The organism is Sphingopyxis sp. (assembly GCF_035565275.1).
Taxonomy (GTDB): domain Bacteria; phylum Pseudomonadota; class Alphaproteobacteria; order Sphingomonadales; family Sphingomonadaceae; genus Sphingopyxis.
In genome coordinates this window covers 1-16,054 of record NZ_DATMST010000235.1, presented here as the reverse complement: position 1 = coordinate 16,054, position 16,054 = coordinate 1, and the positions used below count along the sequence as shown (strand labels likewise).

The 16,054-nt window shown below is 65.2% G+C and carries 11 protein-coding genes; 4 read left to right on the top strand and 7 right to left on the bottom strand.

Annotated features, from left to right (window positions below):
• The coding region (locus VN047_RS16130) for a penicillin-binding transpeptidase domain-containing protein (RefSeq protein ID WP_325544426.1) at positions 1 to 1,284 on the top strand (1,284 nt) is incomplete at its 5' end.
• A gap of 101 nt (positions 1,285 to 1,385) precedes the next feature.
• Entirely contained in the window at positions 1,386 to 2,924 is a 1,539-nt protein-coding gene (locus VN047_RS16125; RefSeq protein ID WP_325544424.1) for an amino acid permease, read from the top strand.
• Positions 2,925 to 3,124: 200 nt separating this feature from the next.
• Here VN047_RS16125 and VN047_RS16120 read toward each other — a convergent pair whose 3' ends face one another.
• From VN047_RS16120 to VN047_RS16105, 4 genes are all read right to left on the bottom strand, one after another.
• Positions 3,125 to 4,369 (bottom strand): multidrug effflux MFS transporter, encoded by a 1,245-nt coding sequence (locus VN047_RS16120; RefSeq protein ID WP_325544422.1) that lies wholly within the window; start codon positions 4,367 to 4,369, stop codon positions 3,125 to 3,127.
• A gap of 140 nt (positions 4,370 to 4,509) precedes the next feature.
• Positions 4,510 to 4,812 carry a hypothetical protein gene (locus VN047_RS16115; protein WP_325544420.1) on the bottom strand — a complete coding sequence of 101 codons (303 nt, stop codon included), beginning with the start codon at positions 4,810 to 4,812 and terminating at the stop codon, positions 4,510 to 4,512.
• A 25-nt stretch (positions 4,813 to 4,837) separates the two neighbouring features.
• On the bottom strand, positions 4,838 to 7,717 hold the full coding sequence (locus VN047_RS16110; RefSeq protein ID WP_325544419.1) for a pitrilysin family protein: 2,880 nt from the start codon (positions 7,715 to 7,717) through the stop codon (positions 4,838 to 4,840).
• A gap of 100 nt (positions 7,718 to 7,817) precedes the next feature.
• Positions 7,818 to 9,974, bottom strand: a complete 2,157-nt coding sequence (locus VN047_RS16105; RefSeq protein WP_325544417.1) for an acylase — start codon at positions 9,972 to 9,974, stop codon at positions 7,818 to 7,820.
• 153 nt (positions 9,975 to 10,127) lie between these two features.
• On the opposite strand from VN047_RS16105, the gene VN047_RS16100 reads away from it, so the two are divergent.
• Positions 10,128 to 11,693: a leucyl aminopeptidase gene (locus VN047_RS16100; protein ID WP_325544415.1), complete on the top strand. Its 1,566-nt coding sequence runs from the start codon at positions 10,128 to 10,130 to the stop codon at positions 11,691 to 11,693.
• 67 nt (positions 11,694 to 11,760) lie between these two features.
• Positions 11,761 to 14,340 (top strand): ATP-dependent chaperone ClpB, encoded by a 2,580-nt coding sequence (clpB, locus tag VN047_RS16095; protein ID WP_325544413.1) that lies wholly within the window; start codon positions 11,761 to 11,763, stop codon positions 14,338 to 14,340.
• 31 nt (positions 14,341 to 14,371) lie between these two features.
• Here clpB and VN047_RS16090 read toward each other — a convergent pair whose 3' ends face one another.
• The 3 genes from VN047_RS16090 to VN047_RS16080 all read right to left on the bottom strand — a co-directional run.
• The gene (locus VN047_RS16090) at positions 14,372 to 14,731 is read right to left on the bottom strand and encodes a hypothetical protein (RefSeq protein WP_058537455.1); all 360 of its coding nucleotides are present in this window, start codon (positions 14,729 to 14,731) and stop codon (positions 14,372 to 14,374) included.
• Positions 14,732 to 14,763: 32 nt separating this feature from the next.
• Positions 14,764 to 15,096 (bottom strand): hypothetical protein, encoded by a 333-nt coding sequence (locus tag VN047_RS16085; protein ID WP_058537454.1) that lies wholly within the window; start codon positions 15,094 to 15,096, stop codon positions 14,764 to 14,766.
• 111 nt (positions 15,097 to 15,207) lie between these two features.
• A partial coding sequence (locus VN047_RS16080) for an aspartyl/asparaginyl beta-hydroxylase domain-containing protein (RefSeq protein ID WP_325544409.1) occupies positions 15,208 to 16,054 on the bottom strand: 847 nt, incomplete at its 5' end.

Here is a 16,054-nt window from a genome sequence, read left to right as displayed (position 1 = left end):
ATCCAGACTGCCGCGATCGTCGCGCTGCGCCGCCAGCTTGCGGGGCTCGGCTCCGACCGCGTGCGCGACGGCGCCGTGGTCGTGCTCGACAATGCGACCGGCGAGGTGCTCGCGTATGTCGGGGGCGTCGGTTTGAAATCGACCGCCGCCTCGGTCGATGGCGCCAATGCGCGGCGGCAGGCGGGCTCGACCCTGAAACCGCATCTCTACGCGCAGGTCATCGAGCATGGCTGGCTCACCGCCGCGTCGATCCTCGACGACAGCCCGGTCCAGCTCGACACCGCCTCGGGCCTCTACGTCCCCAAGAATTACGACCACAGCTTCAAGGGACCGGTCAGCGTCCGCCAGGCGCTCGCCTCTTCGCTCAACGTCCCCGCGGTCCGCACGCTCCTCATCGACGACGTCCAGCAATTCCGCGACCGCCTCTGGGCGCTCGGCTACCACGGTCTTGTCGAGGACGGCGAGTACTACGGCTTCAGCCTCGCGCTCGGATCGGCCGAAGTTTCGCTTGTCGAGCAAGCCAACGCCTTCCGTACCTTCGCCAATCGGGGCCGCTACGCCACCGTCCATTTCATCCGCGGCGAAAAAGCGGAAGACGCGCGCCAGATCGTCAATCCCGCAGCCGCCTTCATCGTCGGCGACATTCTCGCCGACGCCTCCGCCCGCACCGACGCTTTCGGCGCCGACAGCGCGCTCCGCCTTCCCTTCTGGGCCGCGGCCAAGACGGGCACCTCGAAGGGCATGCGCGACAATTGGTGCATCGGCTGGTCCGACCGCTTCACCGTCGCGGTGTGGGTCGGCAATCTCGAGGGCGATTCGATGCGCGCGGTCTCCGGCACCTCGGGCGCCGCACCGGTGTGGCGCGACGTAATGCTCGCGCTCCACGCCGGAAATCCCGGCAAGCCACCCGCGATGCCCGAGGGCGTCGAAGTACGTCAGGTCGCGCTCCCCGGCACTCGCGAACCGCCGCGTCGCGAATATTTCATGTCCGGCACCGCGCAAAGTGAAATGGCCGCGGCGCCGCAAGCCGCACGCCGCCCGCGCATCACCAGCCCGGTCAGCGGCAGCGTCTATGCGCTCGACCCCGACATCCCGATCGACCGTCAGCGCCTCGCGGTCACGGTCAGCGGTTCGGTGGCCGGATACCGGCTGATCCTCGACAGGAAAGTGCTCGGCGACGCCGATGCGGGCGGGCAGATCTTGCCTCGCCCCGGGGTCCATATGCTTACGCTTGTTGATCCAGGCGGCCGAATGATTGACCGCGTGCGCTTTACCGTACGGTAAGGCGTGCCTCCCCGTGAAATTAAGTTGCGCTGACGCGCGGAGCGGCTAGTCTGCCGCGCCAGGAGAGGGGCGGCAGTTCAGTCGCCCACAAGGGGATGAATATGCTATTTGACCGCGTAAAGCCGTTGGATGCCATTTTGGCGACAGCGGAAAAAAAGTCGCTTACGCGCACGCTCGGCGCCTTTCAGCTTACGATGCTGGGCATCGGCGCCGTCATCGGAACCGGGATCTTCGTGCTGACTGCCGAGGCCGCGCAAAAGGCGGGTCCGGGCATGATGATCAGCTTCATCATTGCCGGTTTCGTCTGCGCCTTCGCCGCGCTCTGCTACGCCGAAATGGCCTCGATGGTCCCCGTATCGGGCTCGGCCTACACTTATAGCTACGCCGTGATGGGCGAGCTGATCGCATGGATGGTCGGCTGGGCGCTGATCCTCGAATATGCCGTCGCGGCGGGCGCCGTATCGGTCGGCTGGTCGGGCTATGTCGTGGGCCTGATCGAGCATAGTTTCGGAATAGATATACCCGCAAAATTCGTGCTCGGGCCGTTCGACGGCGGCATGATCAACCTGCCCGCGATGTTCATCGCGGGGCTCGTCACCATGCTCCTCGTGATCGGTACGCGCGAATCGGCGACGATCAACGCGTTCCTCGTGGTCATCAAGGTCGCGGCGCTCACGCTCTTCATCATCCTCGCCGTGCCCGTCATGAACATGGAGAATTTCCAGCCCTTCGCCCCGCTCGGTATCGGCGGGATCGGCGCCGCAGCAGCATCGATCTTCTTCGCCTACGTGGGCTTTGACGCGGTCTCGACCGCAGCCGAGGAAACCAAGAATCCGCAGCGCAACATGCCGATCGGCCTGATCGGCAGCCTTGCCATCTGCACCATCTTCTACCTGCTCGTCGCCGCGGGCGTGATCGGCACGGTCGGCGCGCAGCCGGTCGGCATCGACGCTGCGGCGGGCCACGCGCTCGAACCCGGCAGCCGCGAACTCGCTGCGGCGTGCGGCGCGATCGGTGACCAGGCGGTGGTGTGCTCGAAGGAGGCACTCGCTTGGACGATGCGCGAAATCGGCTGGCCGCAGATCGGCAATCTGATCGGCCTTGCCGCCGGCCTCGCGTTGCCGTCGGTCATTTTGATGATGATGTTCGGCCAGACCCGCATCTTCTTCGTGATGAGCCGCGATGGTCTGCTCCCCGCCGCCTTCTCGAAGATCCATCCGAAGTTCAACACGCCGCACGTGATCACGATCATCACGGGTATCGCGGTCGCGCTGTTCGCCGCCTTCTTCCCCGTGGGGCAGCTGGCGAACATCTCGAACTCGGGCACGCTCTTCGCCTTTGCCGCGGTGTCGATCGCGGTGATGGTGATCCGCCGTACCGATCCGGGCCGCCACCGTCCGTTCAAGACGCCGCTGATCTATGTCACGGCGCCGATCGCGATCGCGGGCTGTCTCTATCTCTTCTTCAACCTCGACCAGAAGAGCATCAACCTCTTCCTGATCTGGGCCGCGGTCGGCCTGGTCGTCTACTTCGTCTACAGCCGCTCGCGCAGCCATGTGGGCCAAGGACATGTCGAGGTGCACGAGGATGATGCGGACGCACCGCCGCCGCCGGTTCCCCCGGCACCGTCGTTCAACTGACGGTTCGCGCGAACAAACGGGAAAGGGGGCTTCGGCCCCCTTTCTTTTTTGGCAGGTGCATCGATTGAGGCCGCCGCCGCCAGCGACCGGAAGTCGAGGTCAAAGATGCGATCCACGGCGAAAACCGGGGTGCACGGGGGTAACCAAGCGGCAGCCAACCACCCCGAAGCAGGTGGCCACCAACTGCAGCCGATATGCCCTCAATACGGACTTTTCGGCGCGGTTCCCGGCCGGGTGAACAGCTTGCCGCGTTCGGCCCAGAAGACGAGTGCCAGACCGACGATCGCGCTGATCAGGAAGGCGTAGGCCAGCGGCAGCGTCGTGCCGTCATATTGCTGCCCGATCGTCGCACCGACGGTCGCCGCAAGCAGCGTCTTGGCAAAGCTCTGGTACGACGAGGCGACGCCGGCCATGTGACCGAAATCTTCCATCGCGATCGAACCGAAATTGCTGCCGATGAACCCGACGAGGCCGACGTTGACCATCATCAGCGCGGTGAACATCCACAGCGTCTCGACCCCGCTCAGCGCTGCTACGATCTGCAGGATCGAGGTCGCCATGAAGGCGAAGACCGCTGACTGCGAAACACGCCGCGCGCCGAACCGTTCGACGATCGCGGCGTTCGAGAAATTGGCGATCGCGATGCCGATGGCGACGCAGGCGAAGATCAGCGGGAACATCGCCCGCGCGCCGAACACCTCGGCGATGATCTGCTCGCTGCTGTTGAGATAGCCATAGAGCGCGCCCTGCATCATCCCCGACGCGATCATATATCCCGCGGCGCGGCGGTGGCGCGTCACCGTCGCCCAGCCCGCGATCATCGTGCGCAGATCGAGCGGGCGCACGTCGGCGGGATCGAGCGTCTCGGGAAGGCGGCGAAGCCACAGCAGCATGACGATCGACATCACCGCGAGCACGATGAAGATCGAACGCCAGCCCGCGACGGCGGCGATTCCGGCGCCGATCGTCGGCGCGATGATCGGCACGATCATGAAGACGAGGAAGATCAGCGACAGCCGCTTCGCCATCGCATCGCCCGCGAACAGATCGCGGATCACCGCGACGACCACGACGCCGAGCGCGGCGCTGACCAGTCCGTGGATGAAACGCAGGACGAGCAGCATCGCAAAGCTCGTCGCGAGCCCGCAGCCGATCGCCAGCGCCAGATAGGCGAACAGCGCCGGAACGAGGACGCCCTTGCGTCCGAACCGGTCCGACAGCGGGCCATAGAGCAGCGAGCCGAATCCGATACCGAGCAGGTAGACCGAGATGACATGCTGACGGTCGTTGGCCACGGTGACGCCCAGCGCTTCGCCGATCGCCGGCAGCGCGGGCAGCATCGAATCGATGGCGAGCGCATTGAGCGCCATGACCATCGCCATCATGACGACCATCTCACGGTCGCCCGGCAGGCTCCGTTGGGGGGATTGGGCCGGTTTGTGCATGGCAGCAGCCTATGCGCCCATGCCGCTGCTTTGGATAGCCCCCAAGGCGAAAGGGCATTGCTATGCAAAGCAAAAGGGCGGCCGCCGCCTCCCCTTTCGGGAAGGCGGGCGGCCCTTCGCTATTTTTCGGCCTGTCTGGCTCAGCCCTGGCGCGTGCCGGTCATCGCCATCGAACCGAACGCACCGGCCTTGATCGTGCCGGTCAGCGCGTCGCCGTCGATCGTGGCTTCGCATTCGAGCGTCATCGGCATCGGCACCTTCATGTTCATCGTCCACGTCAGCTTGTTGCCGTCGACCTTGCCATTCTCGACATCGAGCGAACCCATCGCGCCGGCGTTCTGGCCGGTGAAGCCGTCGCCATTGCTGTTCACGGTAAAAACCGACTTCTGGTCGCCCATCGGCGACTTGGTAACGCAATCATAGCTGCCATCAACCTGCGACATCGAAACTCTCCTACTGAAACTGATGTTAATTAGCGGGAGACACCGTTTCCACCGGCAAACCCAATCCGTCAAGCTGCGGTTTCACGACCGCGGCGTCGCCGACGACGACATAGACGAGATCGTCGACACGCAGCGCCTTGCGCGCCGCCGCATCGATTTCGGCGGGAGTCATCGCTTCATAGGTTGCGGGGAGCGTTTCGTAATAAGTGTCGGGCCGGCCGAACTTGACGATGTTGCGTATCCCGCCCAGCACATCGCCCGAGGTCTCGAAACTGCCCGGCAATTCGCGCACGCTGCCGTTGATGCTCCATTCGCGCTCTTCGGGGGTCACGCCCTTCGTGCCGAGAAAGCTTTTGAGTTCGGTCTGCAGTTCCTTGATCGAATCGCCCGTGCGGTCGGCCTGAACCGGCGCCGCGGCGACCCACGCGATGCGGTCCTTGTCGCTCGATATGCGCGTGCGTACGCCATAGGACCAGCCCTTGGTCTCGCGCAGGTTCATGTTGAAGCGCGACAGGAAATTGCCGCCGAAGATGTCATTCGCAGACCGCAGCTCCTCGAGTTCGTCGCCGCCCTTCGCGTCCAGCACCCGCCCGGCGAGGATCACCGACTGCGGCGACTTGGGACGGTCGAACAGCAGGACGCGCGGTTTCGGCGCCGGAACCGCGATCTCGAAATGCTTGACCGGCTTCGCTGTCGCCGGGGCCTTCCATTGGCCCAGCGTCGCATCGAGCTGCTTCTTCACCTCGGCGAGCGTCGTGTCGCCGACGACGAAGACGCGCGCATTGTCGGGCCGGATCCACGTCGCGTGAAATGCCGCGAGCTCGTCGCGCGTGACCGCGGTCACCGCCTTGGCATCGCCCAGCCCCGATGGGGGGATGCCATAGGGGTGGTCGGCGCCATACAGCACCGGCATCAACACCCGTGATGCGATCGCGTTCGGATTGTTCATCTCGGCCTTCAGCCGGTTGAGTTGTTGCGCGCGTACGCGCTCCAGTTCCTTGTCGTCGAACGCCGGATTGCGGATATAATCGGCAAGCAGGCCAAGCGACGCGCCGAGATTGGGCTTCAGTGCGAACAGGCTGAAAACCGTTTCGTCAGCGTTCGCGGTCGCGTCGATCTGCGCCCCGAGCCGCTCCTTCGCCTCGGCGAAGGCGATCGAATCGAGACTGGTGGTGCCTTCGTCCATCAGGCTGAGCATCAACGACTGCGTGCCGAGCGCGCTGCGCGGATCGGCGGCATAGCCGGCATCGAAACTGACCGCGACATTCACCGTCGGCACCGTCGTTCGGCGCGCGAAGACGACCTCGACCCCGTTTTTCAGCTTCGTACGTTCGATCGCGGGAAAGTCGAGCGCGGTCAGATCCGCGACGGCCGGAAGCTTCGAGCGATCGGCGAAAGAGATCGGACCGCCCGTGTCGGGACCGGTGTCGCCCAGCGCGGGATTCCAGTAATGGTGCGGTCCGAACCTTATGTCCGCCTTGCCTGCCGCCACCGCGCCGCCGCGATTCTCGCCGCCTTCGGTACGCTCGCCCGGCGTGTAGGTCAGCGCGAAGGCTGGACGCGACAACCACTTCTGCGCGACCGTCTTGACCTGCTCGGGCGTTGCCTTGGCCATCCGGTCGAGCTCGACCTTATAATAGGCCGGATTGTTCGAATAGAGCGCACCCTCGGCCAGCGTGACGGCTTTCCCGCCAAAGCCGCCCACCGATTCGAGCGCCGTGATCGTCCCGCCCAGATAGCTCGCCGCCGCGCGCTGCAACTCGTCAGCCGTCGGCCCCGTCGCCAGGAAGCTCGCGATCTCCTCGTCGAGCCGCTTCGCGACGAGCGCGGGTTCGACCCCGGGCTTCACGTCAGCCTGGACAAGCACGATGCCCGCATCCTCGAACGGCTGCGTGACCGCGGCGACGCTCACGGCGATCGGGTCCTTGCGCACCAGCGCATTGTCGAGGCGCGACGACGACAACCCGCCGAATACGCTCATCGCCATCTGCATCGGCACCGACTCGGCGTCGTTGAGACCGGGGATCGTCCACATCCGATAGATGCGGGTCGTCGGGATCAGGTCCTTGACCTCCTTCGCCAGCAGGGCCGGCAGCGTCGGCACCGACGTCGCAGGCGCCGGAACCGCAGCTCCGCGCGGAATATCGCCGAACCACTCCTGCACCTTGGCTTTCGCGGTCGCGACATCGACGTCGCCCGCGAGCACGAGCACGGCATTGTTCGGACCATAGTTGTCGGTGAACCATTTCTTCACGTCGGCGAGGCTCGCCGAATTGAGATCGGCCATCGAGCCGATCGCGCTGTGATGATAGGGATGGCCCTTGGGAAACAGATTCTCCTGAATCTCGTACCACAACAGCCCATAAGGGTTGTTGTCGCCTTGGCGCTTTTCATTCTGGACGACGCTGCGCTGGTTATCGAGCTTTTCCTGCGTCACCGCGCCGAGCAGATGCCCCATGCGATCGCTTTCGAGAAACAGCGCGCGATCGAGCGCCGCGGTCGGCACGGTTTCGAAATAATTGGTGCGGTCGAGCCAGGTCGTCCCGTTGAAATCGGTCGCGCCCACCTGCTGCAGCGGCTCGAAAAAATCACCGGGGGCATTTTCCGATCCGTTGAACATCAGATGCTCGAACAGGTGCGCAAAGCCCGTCTTGCCCTTGGGCTCGTGCTTCGACCCGACGCGATACCAGACCGACACCGCCACCACGGGCGCCTTGCGATCCTCGTGCACGATCACGCGAAGGCCGTTGTCAAGCGTGAAGGCTTCGTACGGAATGTCGACCGCCTTCACCAGATCGGCGATCGGCGCCGGAGCGGCCACCTTCGCCTTGGCGAGCGCGGGCCCCGCGGCGACGAGCGAACTGGTCACCGCCAGGGCGAGGGCGAAACGGTTGAAACGCGACATGGGCATCCCCTTGGATAAAGATGCAGGCACGCAAATGCCTGCCGAAGAGCGGGTGCCGGACAGCACTGTATCAACGGTTTAGGACAGCAAATCCCGGCTTTCAAGGCCGATAGAAGCGCGCTCCGCTCGCCTTCAACGCCGCCGGATCGAACAGCACGGGCTTCAGCTTGTGCGCCACGAACAGCGGCGCCTGATCGTTATAATGCGGGCTGTCGGGCCGCGTTGTCGCCGATCCGAACGGCTGGATCGATTCCGACCGCACGCGGCCATTCCCGTCCCATGTCACGAACATGATGAAACTGTCGCCGTGGCGGACCTTGAGCCGCCCGTCCGGCTCGGCATCCCACAGGGTCGACGCGCGCACCGTGTCGTTGCCGCCATCGAGCGGCAGGTCGACGCGGTTCGGGCCTTCGCCATGGCGAAGGCGCAGCACGGTACCGAGTTTGGGGTCGAGTCCGCCGAAATGTTCCTGCAGATGCGCGACGGTCTCTTTGAGCACGGTTCGCGGATCGGGCGCGGCGCGGCGCTGATAATGGCTGCCGTTCGCCGGGCGCAGCACCATCAGCGCGAGCGCATCGCCCTTCCCCCTGCCGTCGAGCGTCCAGTCCCACCGACTCAGCAGCTTTTGTGCCTCGCGAAGCGCCGGATCGTCTTTCGTATCGAGCGCTAGCAGCCGGTCCATCCACGCCTTCGCATAACCCGACCTTGCATAGGCGGTATCATATTTGATCGCCTTCAGCCGCGCCTCGTCGATCTGTCCCGACGCCTCGAACAGCTCGATCAGCCGCGTCGCGCGATTGGTCATATCGTCCTCGATCCCGAGCAGCGGCGAGAAAGCCGCCGCGTCGAGTTCGTCGCCCGGACCCGCCGCGACCCACGGCGTGTTGTTCGCGTTCATGACATAGCCCGAGCGCGGATTGACCAGCGCAGGCACGCGGTCGAACGGCAGCGTCTTCGTCCACAAATCCGCCGACGTGTCGCCGGGCAGCACGCCGCGCCAGTTGAATCCCGGCTGCCGGTCGGGGAACATCGCATTGTAGAAAAGCCCGATATTGCCCTTCGCATCGGCGTAAATGAAATTGGTCGCGGGAACGCCCTGCCCCGCCATCGCGGCGCGCCATTCGGCGAAACTTTTCGCCTTGTTCAGCCGGTAATATTGGGTGACCATATTCGCCTGATCGATGCCGGCATAGCGGATCGCAAAGGCGCCCTTTTCATTCTTCACCACCGGCCCGTGGACCGACCGGTAGACGGTGCGCGGCACGGGCAGCACGAACGGCCCGACCTTGACCTTCAGCCATACGCGCTCCTGTTCGAGCGGCCGCCACTGGCCGTCGAAGCGGTAGTTTTCGCCGCTGTCGTCGAGCACCAGCTTGTAGACGTCGATCAGGTCGGGCCGGTTCACCGTATTGGTCCAGCCGAGATATTTATTGTGGCCGAGGAAGGGATAGGGCGAGCCGGGGAAGTTCGCGCCCGCGAAATCCCAACCCTCCTGGCTGTGGACGACGAGTTCGTACCAGGCGACGCCGCCGGTCCACGGCTGATGCGAGTTCGAAACGAGGCGCGTCGCGCCGTCGGTCGAGCGCGCGGGCGCGACCGCGATGCCGTTCGACCCGTTGTCGGCAGGGTCGCGGCCGACCGGAGTCAGCTCGCGCGGGACGAGCTTGCCGGTGGCGTCGAGCGCAGGGCCTCCCTCGCGTCCCGGCTCCTTGCCCTCGACGAGCGAGCCGAGCACCGAATCGAGCCCGAAGAAAAAGGGTGAGCGCAGCACGAAACCCGCAACGACGTCCTCGCCGCTGACCGGGAACAGCCCCGACAGCCGCACCTCGCCGGGATGCTTGTCGGCATAATGGTTGAGCCCCGCCGCATAGGCGGTGAACAGCGCCTTCACATCATCGGGAAGGCGCGGCCAGTCGCGCGCCGTCGTCGCGCGGACGCCGAGCAGCGCCTCGGCATAATCGATCTTCGCGCCATCCTCGCCGAGCATCGCGCCGGCGCGCCCACGCGTCATCGCGAGCACTTCCTGCAATGTCGAAAAATCATCCTCGGCGTGGGCGTAAGCAACGCCATAGGCGACGTCGGCGTCGGTCTTGCCGAAGATATGCGGCACACCGAACTTGTCGCGCGCGATGCGAACGTCAGCCGGCTTGAACGCGGGCGCCGCCGGCGCCTCGGCGGTCAGCGGCTCCCATAAGGCAAGCGACGCCGCGGTCAGGACCAGCAGCAACAGGAAGCCCAGCAAAATCCGTCGCAGCATCGTTGGTCCTCTTACGCCTGTCCGCGCGACTTGTGGCGGCCATGTCGTCCGATGGCAAGCGACTGTCGTTCGTCGAGGCGGATTTGCTGGCGAGGCGTGCGCCGCTATGCAAGGGTCAGGTCATTGAACAACGGGGAATATCGAACCATGCGCATGAAGAGCCTGCTCCTGTCCGCTTGCCTGTCGCTCGCGATCGCGCCGTCCGCGATGGCGCAAAATATCGCCGGCTCGGGCGTCGTTCCCGCGACGACGGCGAACAGCGCCGAACGGGCGATTGCCTTCGCCGCCGATGCGCCCGCCGGTGCCGCGCTCGTGGTCGTGATGACCGACGCCGTGCTTCCGCCGCTCGACGGCATCGCGCTCGGCGCCGCCGAACGTCAGGCGGTCACCGCGGCGATTTCCGCAGCCGGATTCGAAGGCAAGCCGGGCTCGACGCTGTCGCTGCGCGGGATCGGCGCGCATCCGCACATCCTGCTCGTCGGCGCGGGCGCCACGCCTTCGTCGCTCGCTCTCGCCGAAGCCGGCGGCAAGGCCGCACAGGAGCTGAAAAGCGAAGCCCGTCCGGTGGCGGTCGCTGGCGCGTTCGGCGACACCTCGGCCGCCGATGTCGCCTATGGCTTCGCACTCGGCCAATATCGTTTCGACCGCTATCAGACGGTGGGCAGGAAGGTGCCGGCAACCGGCGCGGTGACGCTGGTCGGCGCGAATCCCGCCGCCGCCGAGGCGGCCTTCACCGGCCGCGGGAAACCGCTTGCCGACGGAGTCAGGCTGTCGCGCGATCTCGCCAACGAGCCGGCAAACGTCATCTACCCTGAAACTTTCGTTGCCGAGGTGCGCAGGGCTTTCGCGGGTGTCGCGGGCGTCAGCATCGAAGTGCTCGACGAGGCCGCGATGCGCAAGCTCGGCATGGGCAGCATCGTTGGCGTCGGACAGGGCAGCCCGCGCGGATCGCGCATGATGCTGGTCCGGTACCGCGGCGCCGGATCGCCCGACGCGCCGCTTGCGATCGTCGGCAAGGGAATAACCTTCGATTCAGGAGGCCTCTCAATCAAGCCCAACACCGGAATGGCCAATATGAAAGCCGATATGTCGGGCGCAGGATCGGTCATGGGCGCGGCGCTGTCGCTCGCGAAGTCGCGCGCGCCCGTCCATGTCGTCGCGGTTGCGGCGCTCGCCGAAAACATGCCCGACGGCAATGCCCAGCGCCCCGGCGATATCGTGCGGACAATGTCGGGCAAGACGATCGAAATTCTCAGCGCCGACGCCGAAGGCCGCCTCGTCCTCGCCGATGCGAATGAATATGTCGCCCGCGAATACCGGCCGCGCGCCATCGTCAATATCGCGACGCTGACCGGCGCGGTCGTCGGCGCATTGTCGGACCAATATGCCGGGCTCTTCTCGCGCGACGACAAGCTGGCCGCCGACCTTGTCGCCGCGGGCACCGCGAGCGGCGAGGAAGTGTGGCGCCTGCCGCTCCACAAGAATTTCGCCGAGCGCGTGAAATCGGACATCGCCGACGTCCGCAACAGCGGCAGCGACGGTCCGGGCGCCAGTCTGGGTGCCCATTTCATCGGCTTCTTCGTCGACGAGGCGACGCCTTGGGCACATCTCGACATCGCCGGGGTGATGCGGAACGACAAGGCAGCACCGCTCGTTCCCAAGGGGATGACGGGCTTCGGCGTCCGACTGCTCGATCAATTGGCGCGGTCCGGCGAGTAGGGGGGGAAAGCCCCTTGTGTTGTATATTGGCAACACTATCTCTCAGACAGAGAAAGGGGCTTTCTGAATGAACCTCGAAAAATTTACCGACCGTGCCAAGGGCTTCCTGCAGGCGGCGCAGACGATCGCGATCCGCATGAACCACCAGCGGATTTCGCCCGAGCATATCGCCAAGGCATTGCTCGAAGACAATGAAGGCATGGCCGCGGGCCTGATCGCGAAGAGCGGGGGCGAGGCCGTGCGCGCGGTCGCCGGCATCGACTCGCTGCTTGCCAAGGTTCCCGCCGTATCGGGGTCGGGCGCGCAGCAAACGCCGGGCCTCGACAATGATGCGGTGCGCCTGCTTGATCAGGCCGAACAGGTCGCAAGCAAGGCAGGCGACGGCTATGTCACCGTCGAACGCCTGCTGCTCGCAATGGTGCTCGCGCCATCGACCCCCGTTGGCAAGGCGTTCTCCGATGCCGGCGTCAAGGCTGATGCACTCAACAGCGCAATCAACGATCTGCGCGGCGGGCGCACCGCCGACACCGCCGGCGCGGAAGATCGTTACGAAGCGCTCAAGAAGTTCGCCCGCGACCTCACCGAAGTCGCACGCGAAGGCAAACTCGATCCCGTGATCGGCCGCGACGAGGAAATTCGCCGCACGATCCAGATCCTCGCGCGCCGTACCAAGAACAACCCGGTGCTGATCGGCGAACCCGGCGTCGGCAAGACCGCGATCGCCGAGGGCCTTGCGCTGCGCATCACCAACGGCGACGTTCCCGACAGCCTGAAGGACCGCCGTCTTCTGTCGCTCGACATGGGCGCGCTGATCGCGGGCGCCAAATATCGCGGCGAGTTCGAAGAGCGGCTCAAGGGCGTGCTCGACGATGTGAAGGCTGCCGAGGGCGAGATCATCCTGTTCATCGACGAGATGCACACGCTCGTCGGCGCCGGCAAGGGCGAGGGCGCGATGGACGCGTCGAACCTCCTTAAACCCGCGCTCGCACGCGGCGAGCTCCATTGCATCGGCGCGACGACGCTCGACGAATATCGCAAGCATGTCGAGAAAGACCCCGCACTCCAGCGGCGCTTCCAGCCGGTGTTCGTCGGCGAACCGACGGTCGAGGATTCGATCTCGATCCTGCGCGGGCTCAAGGAGAAATATGAGCTGCACCACGGCGTGCGCATCACCGATGCGGCCATCGTCGCCGCGGCGACGCTGTCGAACCGCTATATCTCCGACCGCTTTCTGCCCGACAAGGCGATCGACCTGATGGACGAGGCCGCGAGCCGCATCCGGATGGAGGTCGAATCGAAGCCCGAGGAAATCGAGACGCTCGACCGCCGCATCATCCAGATGAAGATCGAGGAATCGGCGCTTTCGAAGGAAACCGACGCCGCGTCGAAGGACCGGCTCGCAAGCCTGCAGGCCGAGCTTGCGAACCTCGAGCAGCAGTCGGCGGGGCTCACCCAGAAATGGCAGGCCGAAAAGGACAAGATCCACGCCGAGGCGAAGATCAAGGAAGAGCTCGACGCCGCGCGTTCGGCGCTCGACCAGGCGCAGCGCGCGGGCGATCTCGCGAAGGCGGGCGAACTCAGCTACGGCACCATCCCCGGCCTCGAAAAAAGGCTCGCCGACGCCGAAGCCGCCGCGGGCAACGCGATGCTGCGCGAGGAAGTCACCGCCGACGACATCGCCGCGGTGGTCAGCAAATGGACCGGCATTCCCGTCGACCGGATGATGGAAGGCGAGCGCGAGAAATTGCTTGGCATGGAGAGCACGCTCGAACAGCGCGTCATCGGGCAGGACGAGGCCGTCCGCGCGGTGTCGACCGCTGTCCGCCGCGCGCGCGCCGGGCTTCAGGATCCGAACCGCCCGCTCGGCAGCTTCCTCTTCCTCGGCCCCACGGGTGTCGGCAAGACCGAACTCACCAAGGCGCTCGCGCTTTTCCTGTTCGACGACGACAATGCGATGGTCCGCATCGACATGTCCGAATTCATGGAAAAGCACAGCGTCGCGCGGCTCGTCGGCGCGCCCCCGGGCTATGTCGGCTATGAAGAGGGCGGCACGCTCACCGAAGCGGTGCGCCGCCGGCCCTATCAGGTCGTATTGTTCGACGAGGTCGAGAAAGCGCACCCCGACGTGTTCAACATCCTGCTCCAGGTGCTCGACGACGGGCGCCTGACCGACGGGCAGGGCCGCACGGTCGATTTCACCAACACGCTGATCATCCTGACCTCGAACCTCGGCAGCCAGGCGATCGCGGCGCTCCCCGACGACGCGCCGGTCGAACAGGCCGAACCCGCCGTCATGGAAGTCGTGCGCGCACATTTCCGGCCCGAGTTCCTGAACCGGCTCGACGAGATCGTGCTCTTCAACCGCCTCGCGCAGCAGCATATGGGCGGCATCGTCGATATCCAGGTCGCGCGCGTCCAGAAGCTGCTCGCCGATCGCAAAGTCACGCTAGACCTGACCGATGCCGCGCGCGCGTGGCTCGGCCGCGTCGGTTATGATCCGGTGTATGGCGCAAGGCCTCTGAAGCGCGCGGTGCAGAAATATCTGCAGGACCCGCTCGCCGACCTGATCCTGAAGGGCGAAGTCAAGGACGGACAGGCGATCAAGGTCGACGAGGGCGACGGGGCGCTGAAACTCGCGCCGGCATAAACAAAAGGGCGGCAGAAATGCCGCCCTTTCCCTATCGTGGTCGGCCGATCAGCGGCTCCGCCTGATCGCGCGGTTCCTGTCCGTTGTTGAAACTGCGCGAAACGGCTTCCAGCGTATCGCGCGCATCCTGATTGCCCTTGTCGGTGATGCGCCGCCATTCGGCATTGGTGTTGCAGACGCGCAGCTTCTTTACCAGCGAGCCGATCTGCTCGATGCGGCGGCAGCGGATATAGTCGGGAGCATTCGCGGCGCGCCCCATATTATAGGCGTCGATCTCCTCGCCCGTCATTTCCGACGGTACGCGCGCGAACGGCGCTTCGGTCTCGCTCGCAACCGCGGCCGAAGCCGCCGACAGACCTATAAGAATTCCCAAACTCGCGATCTTACGCATCCGATCCTCCCATAAAGGGTTCCAGGCAGCGTTCAGTTGGAGCTGTTGCCGGCCTTGCTCTGCATTGCTTCGGCGGTCTCGCGCGCGCTGGTGCTGCCCTTCTCGAGCGCGACCTTCCATTGCTCATTGGTGTGGCAGACGCGGTTCTTCTTCACCAGCGAGCCGATTTCGACCGATTTGCGGCATTTGATATAATAGGGATGGGTCTGCGGCAGCCCTTCATTATACGCCTTGATCTCGGTCGGCGTCATCGCCGACGGCGCCTTTTCCGGCGGTGCGCGATCGGCGGGCGTCGCTTCGGCAGCAAAGGCCGCGGGTGCGGCGATCAGGGCGGCCGCGACAAAAGCGGACAAGCTGGTCTTCATGGCAATCCTCCTACCGCGGGCCCCCGCCCGCAGCCTCGATGGCGCATCATATTGGTCGCACGGGCTTTCGCAAAGCTGAATTTCGCAAAGGACGGACAGTCTGGCGCGCGGTCAGCGCGGGACCGCATAACCCGATCCGTCGGCCGATGCGAAATAACGCCGCAGCAGTTCATGCTCGCTGCTCGTCAGATGCGGATTCCAGACGTCGAAGATCAGCACCGCACGCAAATCGTCGCTGTCGTTCCACGCCTCATGCTCGATCGTGTCGTCGAAGGCGAACGCCGTGCCTTCCTTCCATTCCCGGGTTTCACCGCCGACGCGAAACCCGCAGCCCGGCGGGACGATCAGCGGCAGATGGACGATCGCGCGGGTATTGGTGACGCCGGTGTGCGGCGGGATGCGCGTATGCGGTTTCAGCATCGAGAAAAAAGCGCTCGGTGCGCGCCCCGCGATGCGCGCCCCCGGGATACCGGCGAGCGCAGTCGCCGTCGCGGGGCAGCGATCGAGCACCGCCTGGTTGGGCTCGCCATATTCCCACAGGAAGCAAGCCCCCCAGTCGAGCCGGTTGTCGAGCCCCGACCAGATCGATTCGGGCGTCCCTGGGTCCATCTTCACATAGGGCCGCAGCGACTCGCCCGGATCGTCGAGCAATGCCTGCAGCTCGGCACGGATCGCATCGGTTTGCGCCTCGATTTCGGCGAACCATGGGAAATGGCCGCGATCGAAAAATTCGTCGGCGGGCAGGAAGGGGTAATAAATGCCCGCGCACTCATTCTGATAGATGCGGCGGCGGCCGAGCGCGCTCGCGATGAAGGCGTCCCCGCGCCGCGCCTCGATTTCCGACAGGTCGCCACGCATCCCGTCGAGTGCGTCCGATGCCGCAGTAAACATCGTCTCGGTCGCCGCCGCGACAAAAACCTGCCCGTGCGCGAGCAGCGCTTCTCGACGTGGCGCAGGT